The organism is Photobacterium malacitanum, from assembly GCF_900185615.1.
GTDB lineage: Bacteria > Pseudomonadota > Gammaproteobacteria > Enterobacterales > Vibrionaceae > Photobacterium > Photobacterium malacitanum.
In genome coordinates this window covers 1-23,762 of sequence record NZ_FYAK01000007.1, presented here as the reverse complement: position 1 = coordinate 23,762, position 23,762 = coordinate 1, and the positions used below count along the sequence as shown (strand labels likewise).

Here is a 23,762-nt window from a genome sequence, read left to right as displayed (position 1 = left end):
GTTACATGTCTTATTCCGCTGCGAGCCAAGTGGTTGCTCGTCAATCTGCGTTTTTTGAAAACCGTAAAGTCCTTATTGCTGGTGAACTAAACGATACTTTTGCCTCAGAATTACTTCCAATAGCACAATCGGTAACCGTATTTACCACCAATTACGGTTACGTCGGTGATATTGAACACCACCAAGCAATTGACTGTCATTTTGGCGCTGAACTTAATGCAGAATTAGATATTGATATGATTTTGCTTTTTTGGCCCAAAGCAAAAGCAGAAGCTGATTATTTATTGTCGATGTTATTGAGCAAATTTGCGGCTGGTGTCGAAGTCTGTATTGTAGGTGAAAACCGCAGTGGTGTTCGCAGCGCAGAAAAAATGTTTGCTCAATACGGCCCATTAACCAAATATGACTCCGCCCGTCGTTGTAGCTTTTACTGGGGACGTTGCGATACACCTGCAGCTACATTTGATATCAATAAATGGTTCCGCAGCTACCCGATCAGTATTGCAGGTGTCAATCTTACGGTGCGTTCACTGCCTGGCGTATTTAGCCATGGTGAATTTGATAAAGGCTCAGAGCTACTGCTAAATAACTTACCAACACTTAATGGCCGTGTACTTGATTTTGGTTGCGGTGCAGGTGTTATTGGTGCGGTAATGAAAGCCAAATACCCACAGATCGAACTTGATGTGTGTGATATCAGCGCACTAGCGATTGAATCAGCTAAAGAAACCTTTAAAGTTAATCAACTCAAGGCTAATTTTATTGCTACTGATGTCTATAAAAACATTAATGGCCCTTACCAATATTTAATCAGTAATCCACCTTTTCATGCTGGTCTAAAAACATTTTATACCGCTACTGAAACGTTTATTAATCAAGCGCCTGATTATTTAGCTCAAGGTGGTGAATTAGTGATTGTGGCTAACTGTTTTCTACAATATCCACCCTTGATTGAAGCCAGTCTTGGCCAGTGTGACATTAGTTCTCGTACAAATAAATTCAATGTTTATAGCGCTAAAAAATAGATAACAACAACTTATAAGCAATATTTGAATTTTATAAAGGGCAGTCAATACTGCCCTTTTTTATGACGTCAAATTTGTTAATTGTGTGCCTTTTGACACGATTCTATTTCTAGTAACTTGATTCATAATAAAAATATAGTATAAACGCTGTAATTCATCACATTGAGTTAAAACGATAAAGGACCATCGTTAAAATCTTAATGGTTATTTTAACGTGGCATTTATTGCCGTTAAAACCGTAAATACACCTTTTTATTCAGGCACCGGAATGCAGAATACTCAACGCTTCAAACGTCTTCAGCACACACTAATGCTGGCTTTTTTAGTTCTCAGTATCACCCCATTGATATTGTCGGCACTCTATTTTCTTAATTCACACACTAAAGATTTAGCCGAACAAAGTATCAATCATCTCGCCTCATTGCGTGACAATAAACAAAAACAACTTCAAAGTTTTTTTACCGCTAAAGAGTCTGAAGTTAAGAGTTTTGCCCGCTCAGAACTATCCAATAATAGTGGTGGGCGTTTTTATGGCTTAGTTGGCGCATTCCATCAACTTGGTAATATTGATTCCCAACTCGACGCACAAGGTCGCGCTAATTATTTTAATTTAACCTTAACCACCAAAAGTGATCAAACAGCTGACAGTGGTTATATTGGTCATGAGCGTTATCGGTTAATGTTTAAGCGTTATAATGCTGTTTATAATGAATATCTTAAACGCTCTGATTTCAAAGATATTATGTTAGTCGATATCTCTGGTGATGTGGTTTATTCAGTCAAAAACCACCAGCTTTTTGGTATCAATTTATTAGCTAAAGACAACACCCATCTTGCCTTACAGCAAACATTTAAAGCCATCAAAGCGAAAACAGAACAAACACAACATAGCCCTGAACAAGTGCCTGTCGTGTTTACTGACTTCAGTAGCAATAGCCATAATAATGATACCACCGCTTGGTTTGCAGCCCCGATTATTCAGCAAGGTTACTTACACAGCTATGTGTTTATGGAATTAAGTAATAAAAAAGTCACTGAATTAATTAAAGATAATACTAAGTATATTCAAACACTCTTAGTGGGTAGTGATCACCAACTTCGGTTTGAGTCTAATGCAAAATTACCGTCTCAACTTCAAAGCCAAAGTATTGATCAAGCTTTAGCAGGACAATCAGGCATTGGTAGTTTTATCAACTACGATAATATCCCTGTATTAGGCGCTTTTTCACCGCTAAATATTCTTGGTAATCACTGGGCATTGGTGGTGGAATTACCAGAAAAAGAAGCATTTGCGCGTATCTTTGAACTTGAGAAAATCTTTGTCGCAGCAATGGTAACCGCAATTATTTTGGTGATCATTACTTCACATTGGCTATCAAACTCGATTACGGCGCCATTGTTACGCTTAACCTGGGCGGCTGAAAAAGCATCTGGTGGTGATTTAGAACAAAAAATTGATGGTACTGAACGCCAAGATGAAATTGGGCGCTTAGCGATCAGTTTTGCGCGTATGCAGCGCTCCATTCACGAAAAAATAGGCCTTATTCGCCAGCAAAATAAAGAATTAGAACAAAATCTGATGGTTATTCGCCAACAAAATAATGAGCTGCAAACCGCAGATAAAATGAAAGATGAGTTTCTAGCCACAACATCACATGAATTACGCACTCCACTGCATGGCATGGTCGGTATTGCAGAATCTTTATTAGCAGGAGCTAATGGCGCCTTACATGAGCCACAACGACGTCAGTTAGAGATGATCATTAACAGTGGTCAGCGCTTAACGACCTTGGTCGATGACCTACTTGATTATCATAAGATGCGTTATGGTGATCTAGTTATTAATCATCAAGCGGTTGATATGTCGGTTGCGATTCGATTAGTGCTAGAGTTATCAAGCCATTTATTGGGAAATAAACCGATTCGCATTATTAATCAAATTCCAGCAGATCTGCCCTTAGTTGATGCCGATGAGCAACGCTTAGAGCAAGTGCTATATAACCTGGTTGGCAATGCGATCAAATACACCTCTGAAGGTAAAATCATTTTATCGGCAACAGTATTAGAGCATCAATTACGTATTCAAGTGGTTGATACTGGACAAGGGATTCCAAGCGAGCAACTAGAACATATCTTTGAACCATTAATTCAAGCTAACACCGGAACGGCAAATTACCGTCAAGGAGCAGGACTTGGACTCTCTATTAGTCGCCAGTTAATCGAATTAATGGGTGGGCGCTTGTACGTCAGTAGCCAAACAATGGTCGGAACCACCTTTAGTTTCACGCTTAACTTAGCCAATGCCAATCAAATTGCAGCAATGGCGGCAAATCCTAATAATAATCATTTTAAAGCACCATTATTAAATGCGGCTAATTATGATCCGTCAGACTTACCTGAAAATCCAGATGGTGAACGGTTATTAGTGGTTGATGACGAGCCAGTTAACTTACAAATATTGACTAACTTCTTACGTCTTGCTGGCTATCGAGTGCAAACTGCAGAAAGTGGCGCTCAAGCATTAGCTTTAATTGCTGAACAACAACCCGATCTGGTTTTGCTAGATATTATGATGCCTGAAATGAGTGGCTATGAGGTGTGTACAACACTGCGCAAAGATTACTCACTATTAGCTTTGCCAATCATTATGTTATCAGCACTTGGACAAGTACAAGACCGCTTAAAAGGCTTTGAATGCGGCGCCAATGACTATTTAACTAAACCGTTTAATAAAGAAGAACTTATTGCTCGTATTCGTGCTTACCTTCAAGCGGGTAAAACAGAAATTGAACGCCAGAAAAACCACGCATTAGAGCAAGAGATCCATCGACGTGAACAAGTTGAGATTGGCTTGATTGAAACCCAAAGTCGCTTACTAGGGTTATTAGATTCAACCAACGAAGCAATTATATGTGTTCAAAATGAAGGCAGAATTAGATATGCCAATGGTGCTGCAGGCAAACTATTTAAACGTGCGCCAGAGCTACTTGAGCGTTATACCATTGACGATATACTGGCAACACCACTGCCGATTACAGCCACAGATAATCATCACTTTAATGGTCTGTTAAATTATTATATTGGCGATCAACAGCAACAATTAATGACCGCCGTTATTAATTTACCCATTGAGTCTGGACTCAAGCAAATGTTTGTCTTTGATAGTCAGGGCCCTTCAGCCGATCATCGTATTAATTTGCTTGAAAATGCAATTGATGTACTGTCTGAATTTGCCTTCAATGGCGACAAAAACAATCTTCAGCAGTTACGCGAGCTGGGTGGAGAGTTTACTCGCTTAGCCGATAAGTTAGGTGATGGTGAACACAATAAAACCGAAATAATTCGCCAGTTATTAGTCGATTCAATGAAAGCCGCCTTACTATTTTGGGAAGCAGAATCTCATAAAAGTAAGTTTGAATTAGCTGAAGAAAGTGGTTTATGGCGCGTTTATTTAGATCGCAGTACTCTTCAAACGCGAACATTAGATAAATACCTCCAGCTTGAAACCTTGCCTAAAACGCCGCGCTGGCGCACCGTTATAAATACCATTGATTATGTATTGGAGCGCTGCCCACAATCAAATACAGCCCGTCAAGAACTGGTGGTCATGCGTGACAAACTACACCACATTATCAGCCATGGTTAAGCCGACATATTAAATAGTGATACAAAAAAGGTCCTAATAGGGCCTTTTTTTATGCACTGAGTTTATTTTATTCGCCGTAACTATCGTACTAACCTATGGTAACGACGCTTAATACAGGCCTCTCTTCGGCTCAACAAAAGACAACGACAATCACACTCAGACACTTTTTTAATACTCGAAATAATCACCTTAAAATTCATATCACTGATCAAGATCACACTATCATTGTGGTTAAAATTAAACCATATCTATCAAAAAATAGCGTTCAAACAGCGTCAAAATAATTTCTTTTAGTTTATGAGAACCGAATCACAACAAACTAACACGGTAAATTTTCCGTATAAAAATAACAGCAAAAATCAGCATGCGTTACATCACACAAGTAAAAAGTCCAAAAAAAAACCTAATTAAACAACAACTAAAAAGAAGTAACCACTAACGTAACCAATGTAACAGCAAAACCTGTTTGTGACGTTAACCACGCTATTTACTAAACACTCAATCAACTAAAACACCGAAATTAACGTTTTTAACGACAACATTAATTATTTTGACGTTTTTAACGGGCGACCACATTGACGATTAAGCCAATCCAGCCAATATTGAAGCCACTGAGAACCTACAAGGCCATTCAACGGTTCAGCGTTACTCAGTTCCGATGAAGTAGGTTTGAAGCGCTCCAATGACGGAGCCAACTTTTATTTCCATTAGTGAAACAGAGCTAAGAGTAAGGAACAGCTATGCTTGCCAATATTAACAAAACTAAGTTAGCACTTGCAGTTGTTGCAGCAGCGACCGCTTTTACAGCACCCGTTGCAACTGCATCAGAAAAAAGCCAGCTAACAATCGTACCGGATTTTTACCCTACAATGGTACGTAACTTTAACCCGTTTTTAGCAACAAACCTTCGTACTACAACTGAATTCGTTTATGAGCCATTGGTTATCTTTAACCAAATGCACGGTAACGAGCCAGTTATGCGTTTGGCGAAAGACTACTACATGTCTGACGACCTAATGAATGTTACGTTTGAAATCCGTGATGGCGTAAAATGGTCTGACGGTAAACCTTTTACAGCTGAAGATGTTGTTTACTCTTTTGAGCTAGTAAAAGACAAACCAGAACTTGACCAAATCGGTATCAACAAGTGGGTTAAATCTGTTAAGCAAGACGGTAACAAGGTTATCTTTGCACTAACAGCTGCTAACTCAAACGTACCGTTTGAAATTGCTAAAGTACCCGTTGTTCCTAAGCACATTTGGAGCAAAGTGAAGAACCCAACAACCTTCACTAACGAAAACCCAGTAGGTACTGGTCCATTTACAGAGATCGAGACATTTACTCCGCAACTTTACGTTCAATGTCGTAACCCTAATTACTGGGATAACGCCAACCTAGAAGTTGATTGTTTACGTGTTCCTCAAATCGCTAACAATGACCAACTACTAACTAAGATCATCAACTCTGAGTTAGATTGGACATCATCGTTCATTCCTGACATCGACAGTACTTATGCTGCAGCAAATCCTAATCACAAATACTGGTACCCTGCTGCTGGTACGATGGCATTCATGCTGAACTATAAGTCGCCAAAAGCGGGTAACAACGAAGCAATCAACAATGTTGACTTCCGTCGTGCATTCTCTATGGCAATTGACCGTCAAACTATCATCGACATCGCGTTCTACGGTGCGGGTACTCCGAACGATTACGCATCTGGCCTAGGCGATAGCTTCAAGTCATGGTCTGACGAAGCAACACACAATAAGTACAAGCCTTACAACACTTACAATGTGAAAGGCGCTAAAGATCTTCTTGCTAAAGCTGGCTTTAAAGATCTAGATGGTGACGGATTTGTTGAATCTCCAAAAGGTGAGAAGATCGAGCTTGAAGTTCAATCTCCAAACGGTTGGACTGACTTCAACAACACCGTACAGCTAGGTGTTGAACAGCTTCAAGAAGCAGGTATCAATGCGAAAGCACGTACTCCTGACTTTGCTGTTTACAACCAAGCAATGCTAGAAGGCACTTACGATGTAGCGTTTACTAACTACTTCCACGGTGCAGATCCACACCTATACTGGGACAGTGCGTACAACTCACGTCTACAGCAAGGTGATGGTATGCCACGTTTCGCTATGCACTACTTTAAAAATGCACAGCTAGATTCGTTGCTAGACAGCTTCTACAAGACTGCTGATAAAGGTGAGCAAATGAAGATTGCTCATAGCATTCAGAAAATCATTGCTGAGAACCAAATTACTATTCCAGTAATTTCTGGTGCTAACAACTTCCAATACAATGAAGGTCGCTTCACTGGTTGGTGGAACGAGAAGAACCCTAAAGGCCGTCCAATGGTATGGGCTGGTGTTCAAGAGCGTCTACTTCAAGTACTGGATCTAAAACCAAAAGCGTAATTTCTGCTTAAATTTGCGGTGCACGCCTTGTGCACCGCCTCTTCCCTCTAATCCTTTTTGCAATCAAAGGTATGACGCTTGCGTCAGGGGGTTTTACGTCCTGAATTCAGCTCAGGAAGGCAAGCTGGATGTGTAAGGTGTGAGTTATGGGATTCTTTTTACGTCGTTTATCGTTTTATTTTATCGCGCTAATTTTCGCGGCAACGCTAAACTTTATTCTTCCGCGTGCGATGCCAGGTGACCCCGTTACCATGATGTTCGCAAACGCAACTGCCCAGGTAACCCCTGAGCGTATTGAAGCTATGAAAAAGCTACTTGGCTTTGTTGATGGTCCACTTTACGAGCAATACTTTTCGTATTTAGCCAACGTATTTACGTGGAACCTTGGTACTTCAATTAAATTTTACCCATTATCAGTGAATGATTTATTAGCAGGCGCAATTGGCTGGTCACTATTCCTAGCAGGTTCTGCTGTAATTCTTTCATTCTGTGTCGGTTCAGTATTTGGTATTTTCGCAGCATGGAAGCGTGGCAGTAGCTACGATACTTTTATCTCTCCAGGGATGTTAGTTATTCAAGCCGTTCCACCAGTTGTAATCGCGATGCTAGTGATGTTTACCTTTGCTATCGGCTTAAAGTGGTTCCCAACAGGTAATGCCTACACAGCAGGCGTTGTCCCAGATTGGAGCAGCTTAGCGTTCTATCAGAATGTACTTTACCACGCCGCCCTACCTCTCTTCTGTGCCACTATTATTCAGATTGGCGGCTTTCTAATTGGCATGCGTAACAACATGATTAACCTGCTAAATGAAGACTACATCACCATGGCAAAAGGAAAAGGCCTAAGTGAAAACCGTGTGGTATTCAACTATGCAGCACGTAACGCGATGCTACCAAGTGTAACCGCATTATCGATGGCATTAGGTATGGCTATCGGTGGTCAGCTTATTATCGAAATGATTTTCAACTATCCAGGTCTGGGAACAGTAATGCTAAACGCAATCCATGCGCGTGATTACCAAGTACTACAAGGTCAGTTATTAATTATGACTATGTTTATGTTGTTCTTTAACTTTATGGCCGACATCCTAATCGTTGCGCTAGACCCTCGTCTACGTAAAGGAGGCAAGTAATCATGAAAGCCTTATTTAAATTGCTATCTAGCAACCCTAAAGCAATGTTTGGTCTTAGCATTATTGTTATCTTTATTTTGACGGCAGTGTTTGCACCATTACTGACTCAATATACTCCAGATAAAAGAACTGGTAATCCACATGAATACCCTGCTTTTGTTGTAAAAGCAGCGCAGGATAATCCTGATGGTTGGATTGCGAAAAACTTAGCCACTAACAAGCGTACGTTATTGATGTCAAAAGATGCTGATCACGTTTTAGGTACATCGCGTATGGGTCGTGATATCTGGTCACAACTTGTTTACGGCGCTCGTACTTCATTAGCGGTTGGTTTTGGTGCTGGTCTATTAGTGTGTTTCTTAGCAACCATTATCGGTATTTCAGCGGGTTACTTCGGCGGTAAAGTCGATGAATTCCTCACCGCCTGTATGAACATCATGCTGGTAATGCCACAACTTCCAATTCTATTTGTTATTGCAGCCTTTGTAGGCCAAGCAGGTCCTCTCACAATAGCCATCGTTATTGCGGTCACCTCCTGGGCATGGGGCGCACGTGTAGTACGTGCACAAACGTTATCAATCAGAGAAAAAGAGTTTGTAAAAGCGGCTGAAGTATTAGGCGAATCCTCTCCTCGTATCATTTTCGTTGAGATTCTTCCTAACCTTATCTCTATCGTAGGTGCAAGTTTCATTGGTTCAGTAATGTATGCGATTAACGTTGAAGCAACATTATCTTTCTTAGGTCTAGGCGATCCAAACGGCATTAGCTGGGGTGTGATGCTTTACAACGTACAAACCTCATCTTCAATGCTAATTGGCGCATGGTGGGAAGTACTAGCTCCATGTTTTGCATTGATATTTATCGCTATTGGCCTTGCTATGCTTAACTTCGCTGTCGATGAGATAGCTAACCCACAGTTACGTTCTCATAAAGGCATGCGTCGTTGGAAAAACCTTGCAAAAGAAAACGCTAAACAAGCACAACCGGTTGAAGCTATGCCTCAACCAGCACTAGAAGGCGGGACTAAATAATGACTGATCCACAAATCTCAATTCGTAATTTATGTGTTGATTATATTACTGATTCTGGCGATGTCCGTGCCGTTAATAATGTCAGCTTTGACATTGGTAAAGGTGAAGTTTTTGGTCTAGCTGGTGAATCTGGTTGCGGTAAATCAACGGTTGCTTTCTCACTAATGCGTCTGCACAAGCCGCCAGCATTCATTACCGGTGGTGAAGTGTTCTTTGATGGTCACGGTGACATTTTAAAGAAAACCGATATGGCGATGTCTGCTTTCCGTTGGAGTGAAATGTCGATGGTATTCCAAAGTGCGATGAACGCTTTGAATCCTGTCTTAACCATGGAAGAGCAATTTTGTGATGTGATCATGCGCCACACCAATATGAGCCGTAAGCAAGCAATTCGTCGTGCTGAAGGTTTATTGGAAATCGTTGATATTCACCCAAGTCGTTTACGTGATTACCCACACCAGTTCTCTGGCGGTATGCGTCAGCGTTTAGTTATCGCGATTGCGTTAGCACTGAATCCAAAAATGATCATCATGGATGAACCAACCACAGCACTTGATGTAGTGGTTCAGCGTGAAATTCTACAAAAAATTTATGCACTAAAAGAAGAGTTTGGCTTCTCAATTTTATTTATCACCCATGACTTATCACTGATGGTCGAGTTCTCAGATCGTATCGGCATCATGTATTCAGGTGAACTCATTGAAGTGGCACCATCAAAGCAAATTCTTGAAACACCGTACCACCCATATACAGAAGGTTTGGGAAGTTCATTCCCACCACTGACAGGCCCTAAAACACGCTTAACCGGTATTCCAGGTAATCCATTGAACTTACTTGAAATACCACAAGGTTGTCGCTTCCAAGCTCGCTGTGGAAAAACCCATCCAGCGTGCTTTAGCACGCCAACTCAGTTAAGCCAAATTGAACCAGGACGTTTATCAAACTGCCACCTATTTACCAATACCGGTAACTAGTAGCAACACACCGCATTCTATAGGCAGTATTTAGGAGACACTATGAGCAAGCCTGTTGGAACACCGATTATCGAAGGTAAAAATCTTATTAAAGATTTCTCGGTAAACAGTAACTCACTTAAAAAATCAAAGATGCGTGCGATTAACGATGTGTCTTTCAAAATGTACAAAAGCCGTGGCTTAGCTGTGGTTGGCGAATCAGGCTCTGGTAAATCAACCACAGCTAAAATGATCGCAAAAATGTACGCACCAAGTGGCGGCCATATTGAATATTACGGACGTGACATTCAAACCATTAACAGCCGTGATGACGTAATGAAATACCGTCAAGGTGTACAAATGGTATGGCAAGATCCGTTTGGATCATTAAACCCTACTCATACTATTTTTCACCATATTGCGCGCCCATTACTGATTCACAATAAAGTGTCATCTGGTAATAAAAAAGAGCTTGAAGAGACGGTTTACAACCTACTTGAGCAAGTGGGTTTGATTCCACCTAAAGCCACTGCAGCAAAATTCCCGCACCAGCTTTCAGGTGGTCAACGTCAGCGTGTCAACTTAGCACGTAACATTGCGGTTGGCGCTGAAGTGGTACTGGCTGATGAACCAACGTCAATGCTTGATGTATCGATTCGTGCGGGTGTTCTTAACTTAATGGAAGAGATGAAGTTTGAGCGTGAAATGGCGCTGCTTTACATCACTCACGATATCGCAACAGCTCGTTATATTGCTGAAGATCTTGCGGTTATGTATGTCGGTCATATGGTTGAGTGGGGCGATACGGAAGAGATCATTCATAATCCGCAGCACCCATACACCCAACTCTTAGTGTCAGCGGTACCGGATCCAAGCAAATCGATCCATACCAAACTAAAAGGTAATAAAGGTGAAATTCCGTTATGGACGCCTGAAAGCTTTGGCTGTCCATTTGCTGGTCGTTGTATGCAAGCAACAGATAAATGTCGTGAGAAATTGCCAGCCGTTACTCAATTATCTGACAACCACTTTGTGCGTTGTTACTTATACGAAAACTAAGTAATAAAGCCAACGTTATAAAAATTTAGCATCAATAACACGTTTACTTTTATTTCCATGTTATTTGTCGCTCAAGCAATTCAGTGATGGTTCCCATAAGGAGCCATCACTTATTAGCGACATTGGAGGCCCTATGCAGCTGTTAATTAATCACCTTGGTTATGAGCGCTTTAATACAAAGCAGGCTTTATTACAAACAACATCCCAAACACTTTCAGGCCAAGCCGAATTAGTCTGCAATCAAACTAACCAAACTATTATGCAGCTACCATTAGTTGCGTGTGGCACTACTGCACAATGGCATACGGGCAATATTTATCAGATAGATTTTTCTACTTTCCAAGGTACTGGTGAATTTCGTATTCGCTATGCCAACATTGAATCCACAGTATTCAGTATTGCTGAAGGCATGCTAATGCAACGTACTTTCAGTGATGTTTTACATTATTTCAAATCACAACGTTGCAGTGGTATTTACGATCAAGCAGATAGCCAAGCACAATTACTCAACAGCGATATCAACGTTGATGTTCGCGGTGGTTGGTACGATGCATCAGGTGATGTCAGCAAATATTTAAGCCACCTTTCTTATGCTAATTATCTCAACCCTCAGCAAACACCAATGATTGTTTGGAACATGCTCAAAGCATATGAAATCGCTGAAGAACAAACTGATATAGCAGATTTCACCCGAGTACGTTTATTAGAGGAAGCATTATTTGGCGCTGATTTTTTAGTGCGAATGCAAAGTGATGACGGCTTCTTTTACATGACCGTGTTTGATAAATGGAGCAAGTCACCAGCACAACGTGATATCTGTGCTTATGCGACCCAAGACGGCATTAAAACTGATGATTATCAAGCAGGTTTCCGCCAAGGTGGTGGCGTCGCAATAGCAGCACTGGCAGCAGCGTCACGGATCACAACTTTGCCTTCCTGTACTCGCATTCCTCATTGTGACGGCGACCAAAGCGAACACTACTTACATGCCGCAGAACATGGCTACTGGCATTTAAAACAACACAATACCAATTATCTTAACGATAACGTTGAAAATATTATTGATGAATACTGCGCCTTATTAGCTGCGGTAGAGCTTTATCGCGCCACTCATCAACAACGTTATTTAACTGAAATGCGTGATTGGGCCCAGCGTCTAAGCCAACGTCAAATGTCAGATGAAAACGTTAGCCATTATTGGTCAGCAACAGCTGATGGCAGTCGCCCTTATTATCATGCAGCAGAAGCAGGCTTACCCGCGATTGCACTGATGCAGTATTTAGCTGCCGAGCCTGATACCGAACACCAGCAACAATTGCACCCAGTACTGGTAAATGCCCTTAATTTTGAATTGACGTTAACCGCTGAAGTTAACAATCCATTTGGCTATCCACGTCAGTACACTAAAGCCGTTAATGGCGATAAACAAACTGCTTTCTTTGTCGCCCATAACAATGAATCTGGTTATTGGTGGCAAGGTGAAAATGCGCGTATCGCTTCCCTTGCGAGCATGGCATTCATGGCACAAGCTCACCTTTCTGATGACGCATTAAAACAACAATTAATGCAATATGGTCAGCAACTTATAAATTGGATTTTAGGCTTAAATCCTTTTGATATGTGCATGTTAGATGGTCATGGTTACAACAATCCAGATTACTTACCTCACTTAGGTTTCAGTAACGCTAAAGGCGGTGTTTGTAACGGCATCACGTCTGGCTTTGATAACGAACAAGACATCGCCTTTAACCCTGACGGCCAAAAGGACGATATGCTGCAAAACTGGCGTTGGGGTGAGCAATGGATCCCTCATGGCGGTTGGTATTTATTAGCCACTACCCTGCAATTTAAGGAGCGTCACCATGGCTAATATTCCATTTACTTATCTTGTCGGCGTTGATGGTGGCGGCACCTCATGTCGCGCCCGTATCTGTGATATCGCAGGTAATGTAATCGGTGAAGCAAAAACGGGTAGCGCTAATATTCTGCTCGGTGCTGAAATTGCAATGGAATCAATTCAACAAGCCATTGCTCTTGCCGCTCAACAAGCACAATTAACACCAGCTGATTACCCTAACATGGCAATAGGACTTGCGCTTGCAGGCGCTGAACAACAACAAGCGTGGCATGCCTTCATGCAACAACCTCACCCATACGGTGCCATTACGCTAAATACAGATGCATATGGCGCTTGTTTAGGTGCTTGGGGCGGGCAAAATGGTGCAATTCTCATTGCTGGCACTGGATCTTGCGGCATCTTATTGCAAGACGGTAACCAGCATGTGGTCGGTGGGCGTGAGTTTCCGATCTCAGATCAAGGCAGCGGTGCCATTATGGGACTGCGCCTGATCCAACAAGTCTTACTCAGTGTTGACGGCATCGTGCCAACAACTGAGTTAGCCCAGCATGTATTGAGCCATTTTGAGCATGATATTGATGCAATTGTTAGTTGGTCAAAAACGGCACGTCCTTGTGATTATGGTCAATTCTCTCCGGTAATTTTTAGCTTTGCCGCCCAAAACGATTCACTCGCGGTATCGCTATTACAACAAACGGCTGCAGACATTGAAATGTGGATGCAAGCGTTGATTGTGCGTGGCGCAACCCGTATTTGCCTCATGGGCGGTATTGGTGAACGCATTCAAACATGGCTAACTCCACCAATGCAGCAGCGACTAGCAACGCCGCAAGGTGATGCAATGGACGGCGCTATCGCTATGGCGCGTGGCAATCACAACTTATTTGTACGTTAAGGAAGTAAAAATGACTTACCGTCTTGATTTTACAGTAATAGAGAAAGCTGAAGGCTATTGCCGCTATGCGTTAAGTTTGCATAACTTAACCGATCAAGCGTTGCATGGATGGTCACTGTATTTCTTCATTAGCCGTTGCATTGATCCAGCCAGTGTTTCTGTTGGTAGTATTAGCCAAATTGGCAGCTACAGCCAATTATCCCAATTACCACCGTTAATGGCTAATGGACACTTTTATACTGAATTTACCATGAGAACAATGCCATTCAACTTACATGATGATGGCATCAATGAAGCATTTATTGCATTGGATAACGATAATGATCTGATTCAACCATTAAAAGTCCACACCACTACCATTAATTTAGATCAAGATCCGATCGAGCGTTACTGTACGCCATTGCCAAGTGTTGGTTGTGATATTGCGTTAATTCCCCAACCCAATCACTTAACTCGACTTCAAGGTGAGTTTATTGTTAACCAATTTACCGCTCTTGAAACTCCACCACCCTTAGCACAAGGGGCGACAAACTGGTTAAGCGCTGAATATAAAAAGCATTTTAACGAAGTAATGCCAATTAGCCCTCAGGGCAATATCCATTATCACGTTAATAATGACATTATTGAACATGGCTACCAATTACTGATCGAAACCGACAATATTTGGATCCATGCTAGTTCGGCTAGCGGCTTTGTCCATGCAACATCAACCTTATTGCAATTGCTGCCTACACGTCCAAGCCATGTTGTCGATGCTGCTTATTGCTTACCAATGGTAGAAATTAACGATCAACCTCATTACAGCTACCGTGGCATGATGCTTGATTGCGGGCGTCATTTTCACCCTGTAGATCGTATTAAGCACCTACTGGATCAGTTAGCGCGTTATAAGTTCAATACATTCCACTGGCATCTAACCGATGATGAAGGCTGGCGAATTGAAATTGACGCCTACCCTCTATTAACTGAGATTGGTGCATGGCGCGGTCCAAATGAGATTATTGCGCCACAATTTAGTCATATTGATCAACGCTATGGCGGTTTTTATACCAAACAAGATATTCGTGATGTGATTGCTTATGCCAGCGATCGTGGCATTAGTATCATTCCTGAAATTGATATTCCTGGTCATTGCCGTGCGGCGATTTTATCGCTCCCTGAGCTGTTACAAGATCCAAACGATCATTCGGTATATCGCAGTATTCAGAACTACCCTGACAATATTTTATCGCCAGCATTGGCAGGAACCTACACCTTTATTCAAACCGTACTTGAAGAAGTATGTGAACTATTCCCTGCACCTTTTGTACATATTGGTGCCGATGAAGTCCCTAAAGGCGTATGGACCGACAGTGCTGCGTGCCAACAACTAATGGCTGATAACAACTACCACGACCCAATGGAATTACAAGGTCATATGCTGCGCTTTGCAGAACAAGTATTACATGCAAAAGGCAAACGTATGATGGGTTGGGAAGAAGCCACCCATGGTAATAAAGTCAGTAAAGACACTGTAATTTATTCATGGACCAATGAAGAAGCCGGCCTTGAATGCGTGAAAAATGGCTTTGATGTCGTAATGCAACCCGCACAAGCCACCTATCTCGATCTGGCTCAAGGTTACTCTGCAGACGAAGCTGGCGTCGATTGGGCCGGTAAATTAACACTGGATAATGTTTACAATTATCATCCACTTAGCACGCTACCGGAGCAAAATTCTGCGCGGCAGCACATTTTAGGCATTCAAACTGCACTTTGGTCAGAATTAATTAATAACCAAAGCAGATTTGAATATATGATTTATCCGCGCTTACTGGCGGTATCGGAGATCTGCTGGAGTAAACCACAACATCGTAACTGGGATGACTTTAAAGCACGCTTAAAAGGTCAACTTAACTATCTAGACAAGGCGGGAATTAATTACCGCCACTGTGAATAACCACGTACACAGAACAGTAAATATTTTAAGGATTAGAAATAATGAAATACGGTTATTTTGACAACGGCAATAAAGAGTATGTTATCACTCGACCTGATGTCCCAGCACCATGGACCAACTACCTTGGTACTGAAAAGTTCTGTACAGTGATTTCACAAAATGCCGGTGGTTACTCTTTCTATAAGTCACCAGAATACAATCGCGTTACGAAATTCCGTCCCAATGCGACATTTGATCGTCCAGGGCATTATGTTTACCTACGCGATGATGCGACAGGTGATTACTGGTCAATCTCATGGCAGCCAGTAGCTAAAAGTCTTGATGAAGCGAAATATGAAGTACGTCATGGCTTGTCATACTCAAAATTTGCTTGTGAATACAACGGTATTTCAGCACAGAAAACCTTATTCGTACCGATTGGCGAAGATGCTGAAATTTGGGATGTAGTGCTAAAAAACACCACAGATGAAGTACGAACGATTAGTGCGTTCTCATTTGTTGAATTCTCATTTAGTCACATTCAATCTGATAACCAAAACCATCAGATGAGTCTTTACTCTGCAGGTACATCTTATGAAGATGGCGTAATTGAATACGACTTGTATTACAACACCAAAGAAAAAGAAGGTTACTACTACCTAGCATCAAGCTTTGCCCCAGATAGCTATGATGGCCAACGTGATACTTTCATCGGTGCATACCGTGATGAGTCTAATCCAATCGCTGTAGAGAAAGGCCGTTGTTCTAACCATGTTCAAACTTGCTACAACCATTGTGGTTCGCTGCACAAGCAATTTACGCTTCAACCTGGTGAAGAGATTCGCTTTAACTACATTCTCGGTGTTGGTAAAAACGAAGGCCAACGTCTACGTCAAAAATACCAAGATAATGCTGTTGTTGATGCAGCATTTGCTGAAATTAAGCACCACTGGGAAAGCCGCTGTAACAAGTTTAAAGTAACATCACCAAATGAAGGCCTTGATACTATGATCAATGCTTGGACACTATACCAAGCTGAAACGTGTGTTGTATGGTCACGCTTTGCTTCATTCATCGAAGTCGGTGGTCGTACTGGCCTTGGTTACCGTGATACCGCTCAAGATGCTATCTCTGTACCGCACTCTAATCCAGCAATGACACGTAAGCGTTTAGTTGATCTACTTCGCGGCCAAGTGCAAGCAGGTTACGGTTTACATCTATTTGATCCTGATTGGTTCGATCCTGACATGGCCGATGTTAAGCCATCAAAATCGCCAACAGTCGTACCAACACCAAGTGATGCAGATAAGATCCACGGTATTGATGATACTTGTTCAGATGACCATCTATGGCTAGTCCCTACTATCTGTAAGTACGTGACAGAAACGGGCGAAGAAAGCTTCCTAGACGAAGTGATCCCATACGCTGACGGTGGTGATGCAACAGTTTATGATCACATGAAAGCAGCACTTGATTTCTCTGCCGAATATGTAGGTCAAACTGGTATCTGTAAAGGTCTACGTGCCGATTGGAATGACTGCCTAAACTTAGGCGGCGGTGAATCAGCAATGGTCTCGTTCCTTCACTTCTGGGCACTACAAGAATTTATTCAACTGGCTAAATACCAAGGTAAAACAGCAGATGTTGAAAAATACACTGAAATGGCAGCCAATGTACGTGAAGCATGTGAAACCCATTTATGGGATGACGAAGGCGGCTGGTACATTCGTGGTTTAACCAAAAATGGCGACAAGATTGGTACAGCACAGCAAACAGAGGGCCGTATTCACCTAGAGTCAAATACCCTTGCTGTTCTATCAGGCATGGCATCACAAGATCGTGGTGAGCAAGCAATGGATGCGGTAGATGAAAATCTTTACTCAGACTATGGCTTACATCTTAATGCACCATCATTCTCAACCCCTAACGATGACATTGGTTTCGTAACCCGTGTATATCAAGGCGTTAAAGAAAATGGCGCGATCTTCTCGCATCCAAACCCATGGGCATGGGTAGCAGAAGCAAAACTAGGTCGTGGCGACCGTGCAATGAAATTCTATGATGCACTGAACCCATACAACCAAAACGACATGATTGAAACACGTATGGCTGAACCTTATTCTTACGTGCAATTTATCATGGGTCGCGATCACCAAGATCATGGTCGTGCTAACCACCCATGGTTAACAGGTACGTCTGGTTGGGCTTACTTTGCTGTCACTAACTTTATTCTTGGTGTTCAAACTGGTTTTGATGGCTTAACGATTAATCCATGTATTCCAACTGAATGGCCAGGATTTGAAGTAACGCGTGAATGGCGTGGTGCAACGTACAATATTAATGTTACTAACCCAGATCATGTTAGCAAAGGCATTAAGTCCATCACCCTTAATGGTCAGCCGATTGATGGTGCGATTGCCCCTCAAGCTGAAGGCTCTGTAAATACTGTTACGGTCGTAATGGGCTAATCACTTTTAGGGGAGTAAATTTACTCCCCATTTTATTTTGCGAGAGAAATAGGAGTTCCTCCATGATTCAATTTGGAACCGGTGGTTGGCGTGCCTTTATTGGTGAAGAGTTTACCCAAGCAAATGTACGTTTAGTTGCACAAGCAATAGCTAACATCATGATCACTGAATCTGTCACTGATAAAGGATTTATTATTGGTTATGACCGCCGCTTTTTATCAGATAAAGCAGCAACTTGGTTTGCGGAAGTATTAGCAGGAAATAACATCAAATGTAGTTTTATCAATCGCTTTGTACCAACACCGATCGTGATGTTTAAAGCTAAACAAACCGGTGCAATTTACTCAGCGTGTATTACGGCATCGCACAACCCAGCAGATTACAATGGCATCAAAGTATTCATCGAGGGCGGTCGTGATGCTGATGAAATCATTACCCAAAAGATTGAACAACAAATTGCAGTACTGACGGATGCTGATATTAAGCAGATTGATTTTGAACATGCACAACGCGATAAATTAATTGAAATCATCAATCCAATGAACGAATTCGTTGATTCTGTGATTGATTTACTTGATTTAGAAGCAATCAAAAAAGCTAACCTACGCGTTCTTATCGACCCAATGTTTGGCGTTGCTAAAAATGCATTACAAACGGTGTTAATCACTGGCCGTTGTGATGTTGATGTTATCAACGATGGTGAAAACCCTGGTTTTGGTGGCTTAATGCCATCACCAAGTGCAGCAACCCTTTATCGTCTTAAACATTTAGTCGCTCAAGAAGGCTATGATATTGGTATTGGTACCGATGGCGATGCTGATCGTTTGGGTATTATTGATGAAAAAGGTAACTTTATTCATCCTAATGAAGTGTTATTACTGCTGTATTACTACCTATTAGAATACAAAGGCTGGAAAGGCTCTGTTGTGCGTAATATCGCAACCACTCACCTGCTTGATAAAGTCGCCGCAGCCTATGGCGAAAAGTCATTTGAAGTACCGGTTGGCTTTAAGCACATCAGTTCACAAATGGAAGCCGATAACTCATTACTGGGTGGAGAAAGCTCAGGTGGCCTGACTATTCGTGGCCATATTAAAGGTAAAGATGGTATTTTCGCATCAAGTTTATTAGTTGAAATGATCAGTTCAACGGGTAAAAAATTATCTGAATTATTAGATGAAATTTATACTCGCTTTGGCTATGCCTATACTGCTGAAGGCGATTGCACTTTTAAAGCTGCTGAACGTGAGCGTCTTTATAATAAAATTTATATCGAAAAAGCGTTACCTGATTTTGGCTATGATATTGAAAAAGTTAGCTATGCCGATGGTGCAAAAGTTTACTTTACCAATGGTGGCTGGGCGATTGCACGTTTCTCAGGTACAGAACCATTATTACGTCTGTTTGTAGAAATGGAAGATCAAACCCAAGCAGAAGCCGTCTTATTGCAGTTTAAACAATTTCTTGCAGTATAAACCGTTAGATATTTTCATTGCTAAGTCCTAGTAACACGCCCTATAGCTGTTACATTGTGCAGATCAGTTACTTTGATCTTTGCCACTGGGTAGTCGATTGACTACCCTTTTCTTTATTATTTAATCCGTGTTTATATAATTAATAATAATCCAATCTTGCTCACAATCTGCGCTTTTTTCGTTTCCAACCCACTAAAAAACGGATGGGCTCACATACAACTCCCAAATTTAGGTCCATGCTTATTCTGTTAAACAAAACTTTCTACGTCATGTAATAAGGGGTTGTTATGAAAAAGGCCATCATTGCTATCACTATGATCGCGCTCGCGGTATTGTTTAGCGAACATTTTCATTCATTCTCAGTCGGTTTTAGCTTAGCGATTGTCGCAGTTAGCTGTGGCTACTTAATCGCCTATCAAGCAATTCTGCGACCACAATATGCGATGAGTTTTTTAGTTACAGCAGCATTAGTTAAACTTGCGATCACTGTTATTGGTGTTATTTGGGTATTTGCAGCCGATATTATTCATTCACCACTTACATTTCTTATCGCGTACACCTTGTTCTCTGTCATTATTACTTATGCTGTTTCCCGCTACCGCGCCCATCGTCGTGATATTAGTGACCAACAGCAACGTGAAATTTTTCACACTGGTCTCTATGAAGAATTGAAATAGACTTCTCCAGACATAAAACAGCCCTAATCTTTCAATTAGGGCTGTTCTGTATAATGTAAAGTGGACCAGACTTACTGCTAAGACTCCTGTTTATAACTACTGTCATTCGCTACAGTGAGGTTACGAACGAGATAGGGAATCTATTATCTACACGTTGTAGAGTTATTGTTTTAGCTACTTTTTTTATTGGTATCTTTAATGCTCAAACACGTGATGAGTAGATCACGGATAGCTCGTGCCTCCCTTCCGAGATGACGGATAATAGCCCGCGCTATAATCACCATTTTCTACAGACGAAAAAAAACCTGAATCTTTCGATTCAGGTTTCTTCAATAATGTGAAGTGGACGGGACTTGCCATACCTAACATCAACGCGCCCCCCAGCGTGTCAGGCCGCTAGCTTCCTAACAGAAACTAATTTATAACTTAACCCTCTGCCGTCATTCCCTACAGTGAGGTTACGAACGAGATAAGGAATCTATTATCAGCACGTTGTAGAGTTATTGTTTTAACTGCTTTTTTATTGGTTTCTGCAATGCTCAAACACGTGATGTGCAGATCACGGATAGCTCGTTCCTCTCTTCCGAGATGACGGATAATAACCTACGCTATTACACCATTTTCTACAAACGAAAAAAAACCTGAATCTTTCGATTCAGGTTTCTTCAATAATGGCGGAGTGGACGGGACTCGAACCCGCGACCCCCGGCGTGACAGGCCGGTATTCTAACCAACTGAACTACCACTCCGCAGTGTCTATTCAGCATTTAAGCAATTTGAAACTTAGCAATGTCCTACTCTCACATGGGGAGACCCCACACTACCATCGGCGCTACAACGTTTCACTTCTGAGTTCGGCATGGGATCAGGTGGTACCGCTGCGCTATGGTTGCTAAGTAAATTCTGTCTCTATTACTGTTAATTAATAACAATAATATAAATTTAAAGCCTGGCGATGTCCTACTCTCACATGGGGAGACCCCACACTACCATCGGCGCTATTACGTTTCACTGCTGAGTTCGGCATGGGATCAGGTGGGTCCATAACGCTATGGTCGCCAAGCAAATTCGACGTGAAAGGATTCACTAATATCGCGATGCCATGGATGGCAAGGAGCGATGTGACCTAACACTAAATCTGGAAATAATCTAACTAGTTGTTCTCAACACGTCATTCAAGTGTTTGTCGAGTCCGTCTCTTCTCTTGTGAGAAGAAAAACCCCTTGGGTGTTGTATGGTTAAGCCTCACGGGCAATTAGTATCAGTTAGCTCAATGCCTCGCAGCACTTACACACCTGACCTATCAACGTTGTAGTCTTCAACAACCCTTTAGAGACCTTAAAGGTCTAGGGATGACTCATCTTGAGGCTCGCTTCCCGCTTAGATGCTTTCAGCGGTTATCGATTCCGAACTTAGCTACCGGGCAATGCATCTGGCGATACAACCCGAACACCAGCGGTTCGTCCACTCCGGTCCTCTCGTACTAGGAGCAGCCCCTCTCAATCATCCAACGCCCACGGCAGATAGGGACCGAACTGTCTCACGACGTTCTAAACCCAGCTCGCGTACCACTTTAAATGGCGAACAGCCATACCCTTGGGACCGACTTCAGCCCCAGGATGTGATGAGCCGACATCGAGGTGCCAAACACCGCCGTCGATATGAACTCTTGGGCGGTATCAGCCTGTTATCCCCGGAGTACCTTTTATCCGTTGAGCGATGGCCCTTCCATTCAGAACCACCGGATCACTATGACCTGCTTTCGCACCTGCTCGAATTGTCATTCTCGCAGTCAAGCGGGCTTATGCCATTGCACTAACCTCACGATGTCCGACCGTGATTAGCCCACCTTCGTGCTCCTCCGTTACTCTTTGGGAGGAGACCGCCCCAGTCAAACTACCCACCAGGCACTGTCCGTAACCCCGATAAGGGGTCGACGTTAGAACATCAAGCATACAAGGGTGGTATTTCAAGATTGACTCCACAACCACTGGCGTGATTGCTTCAACGTCTCCCACCTATCCTACACATGTAGGGTCAATGTTCAGTGCCAAGCTATAGTAAAGGTTCACGGGGTCTTTCCGTCTAGCCGCGGGTACACAGCATCTTCACTGCGATTTCAATTTCACTGAGTCTCGGGTGGAGACAGCGTGGCCATCATTACGCCATTCGTGCAGGTCGGAACTTACCCGACAAGGAATTTCGCTACCTTAGGACCGTTATAGTTACGGCCGCCGTTTACCGGGGCTTCGATCAAGAGCTTCGACCGAAGTCTAACCCCATCAATTAACCTTCCGGCACCGGGCAGGCGTCACACCGTATACGTCATCTTTCGATTTTGCACAGTGCTGTGTTTTTAATAAACAGTTGCAGCCACCTGGTATCTGCGACTCCCGGCAGCTTAGAGAGCAAGTCTCATCACCGCTAGGAGCGTACCTTCTCCCGAAGTTACGGTACCATTTTGCCTAGTTCCTTCACCCGAGTTCTCTCAAGCGCCTTGGTATTCTCTACCTGATCACCTGTGTCGGTTTGGGGTACGATTTCTTATAATCTGAAGCTTAGAAGCTTTTCCCGGAAGCATGGCATCAATGACTTCACTACCGTAGTAGCTCGACATCGTATCTCAGCCTTAGGATGGTCCGGATTTGCCTAAACCATCAGCCTACATACTTGGACCTGGACAACCGTCGCCAGGCTCACCTAGCCTTCTCCGTCCCTCCATCGCAATTATAAGAAGTACGGGAATATTAACCCGTTTCCCATCGACTACGCCTTTCGGCCTCGCCTTAGGGGTCGACTTACCCTGCCCCGATTAACGTTGGACAGGAACCCTTGATCTTCCGGCGAGGGAGTTTTTCACTCCCTTTATCGTTACTCATGTCAGCATTCGCACTTCTGATACCTCCAGCACACTTTACAATGCACCTTCAACGGCTTACAGAACGCTCCCCTACCCAATATGAACGAGTCATATTGCCGCAGCTTCGGTGTATAGCTTAGCCCCGTTAAATCTTCCGCGCAGGCCGACTCGACCAGTGAGCTATTACGCTTTCTTTAAATGATGGCTGCTTCTAAGCCAACATCCTGGCTGTCTGAGCCTTCCCACATCGTTTCCCACTTAGCTATAACTTTGGGACCTTAGCTGGCGGTCTGGGTTGTTTCCCTCTTCACGACGGACGTTAGCACCCGCCGTGTGTCTCCCGGATA

At 42.6% G+C, this 23,762-nt stretch carries 13 protein-coding genes, 1 tRNA gene and 3 rRNA genes; 13 read left to right on the top strand and 4 right to left on the bottom strand.

Features of this window, described 5'->3' with window-relative positions; genetic code table 11:
• The first annotated feature begins 5 nt into the window (after nt 1-5).
• From rsmC to PMAL9190_RS14460, 13 genes are all read left to right on the top strand, one after another.
• Nucleotides 6-1,025, top strand: a complete 1,020-nt coding sequence (gene rsmC / locus PMAL9190_RS14520; protein WP_087845815.1) for a 16S rRNA (guanine(1207)-N(2))-methyltransferase RsmC — start codon at nt 6-8, stop codon at nt 1,023-1,025.
• A 268-nt stretch (nt 1,026-1,293) separates the two neighbouring features.
• A complete protein-coding gene (locus PMAL9190_RS14515) occupies nt 1,294-4,671 on the top strand; it encodes a response regulator (RefSeq protein ID WP_200813430.1) in 3,378 nt (1,125 codons plus the stop codon).
• A 740-nt stretch (nt 4,672-5,411) separates the two neighbouring features.
• A complete protein-coding gene (locus PMAL9190_RS14510; RefSeq protein WP_087845814.1) occupies nt 5,412-7,088 on the top strand; it encodes an ABC transporter substrate-binding protein in 1,677 nt (558 codons plus the stop codon).
• 146 nt (nt 7,089-7,234) lie between these two features.
• Complete coding sequence (locus PMAL9190_RS14505; protein ID WP_087845813.1) at nt 7,235-8,221, top strand: ABC transporter permease; 987 nt, start codon at nt 7,235-7,237, stop codon at nt 8,219-8,221.
• A 2-nt stretch (nt 8,222-8,223) separates the two neighbouring features.
• On the top strand, nt 8,224-9,252 hold the full coding sequence (locus tag PMAL9190_RS14500; RefSeq protein WP_087845812.1) for an ABC transporter permease: 1,029 nt from the start codon (nt 8,224-8,226) through the stop codon (nt 9,250-9,252).
• Complete coding sequence (locus PMAL9190_RS14495; protein ID WP_087845811.1) at nt 9,252-10,226, top strand: ABC transporter ATP-binding protein; 975 nt, start codon at nt 9,252-9,254, stop codon at nt 10,224-10,226. The genes PMAL9190_RS14500 and PMAL9190_RS14495 overlap by 1 nt, the downstream gene beginning before the upstream one ends.
• 42 nt (nt 10,227-10,268) lie before the next feature.
• Entirely contained in the window at nt 10,269-11,264 is a 996-nt protein-coding gene (locus tag PMAL9190_RS14490) for an ABC transporter ATP-binding protein (RefSeq protein ID WP_087845810.1), read from the top strand.
• Nucleotides 11,265-11,397: 133 nt separating this feature from the next.
• Nucleotides 11,398-13,134 (top strand): glycoside hydrolase family 9 protein, encoded by a 1,737-nt coding sequence (locus PMAL9190_RS14485; RefSeq protein ID WP_087845809.1) that lies wholly within the window; start codon nt 11,398-11,400, stop codon nt 13,132-13,134.
• On the top strand, nt 13,127-14,017 hold the full coding sequence (locus PMAL9190_RS14480) for a glucosamine kinase nucleotide-binding domain-containing protein (RefSeq protein ID WP_087845808.1): 891 nt from the start codon (nt 13,127-13,129) through the stop codon (nt 14,015-14,017). Before PMAL9190_RS14485 ends, PMAL9190_RS14480 begins: the two co-directional genes overlap by 8 nt.
• Before the next feature lie 10 nt (nt 14,018-14,027).
• Nucleotides 14,028-15,956 carry a beta-N-acetylhexosaminidase gene (locus tag PMAL9190_RS14475; protein WP_087845807.1) on the top strand — a complete coding sequence of 643 codons (1,929 nt, stop codon included), beginning with the start codon at nt 14,028-14,030 and terminating at the stop codon, nt 15,954-15,956.
• Between the two features lie 41 nt (nt 15,957-15,997).
• The gene (locus PMAL9190_RS14470; RefSeq protein ID WP_087845806.1) at nt 15,998-18,403 is read left to right on the top strand and encodes a glycoside hydrolase family 94 protein; all 2,406 of its coding nucleotides are present in this window, start codon (nt 15,998-16,000) and stop codon (nt 18,401-18,403) included.
• Between the two features lie 62 nt (nt 18,404-18,465).
• Nucleotides 18,466-19,878, top strand: coding sequence for a phosphoglucomutase/phosphomannomutase family protein (locus tag PMAL9190_RS14465; RefSeq protein ID WP_087845805.1), 1,413 nt, complete (start codon nt 18,466-18,468; stop codon nt 19,876-19,878).
• A gap of 287 nt (nt 19,879-20,165) precedes the next feature.
• The gene (locus PMAL9190_RS14460; protein WP_087845804.1) at nt 20,166-20,555 is read left to right on the top strand and encodes a hypothetical protein; all 390 of its coding nucleotides are present in this window, start codon (nt 20,166-20,168) and stop codon (nt 20,553-20,555) included.
• Nucleotides 20,556-21,227: 672 nt separating this feature from the next.
• Here PMAL9190_RS14460 and PMAL9190_RS14455 read toward each other — a convergent pair.
• The 4 genes from PMAL9190_RS14455 to PMAL9190_RS14440 all read right to left on the bottom strand — a co-directional run.
• Nucleotides 21,228-21,304: transfer RNA gene (locus PMAL9190_RS14455), tRNA-Asp, on the bottom strand.
• A gap of 32 nt (nt 21,305-21,336) precedes the next feature.
• Nucleotides 21,337-21,452, bottom strand: a 5S ribosomal RNA gene (gene rrf / locus PMAL9190_RS14450).
• 50 nt (nt 21,453-21,502) lie between these two features.
• Nucleotides 21,503-21,618: ribosomal RNA gene (gene rrf, locus PMAL9190_RS14445) — 5S ribosomal RNA — on the bottom strand.
• A 171-nt stretch (nt 21,619-21,789) separates the two neighbouring features.
• Nucleotides 21,790-23,762, bottom strand: a 23S ribosomal RNA gene (locus PMAL9190_RS14440); the annotation flags it as partial.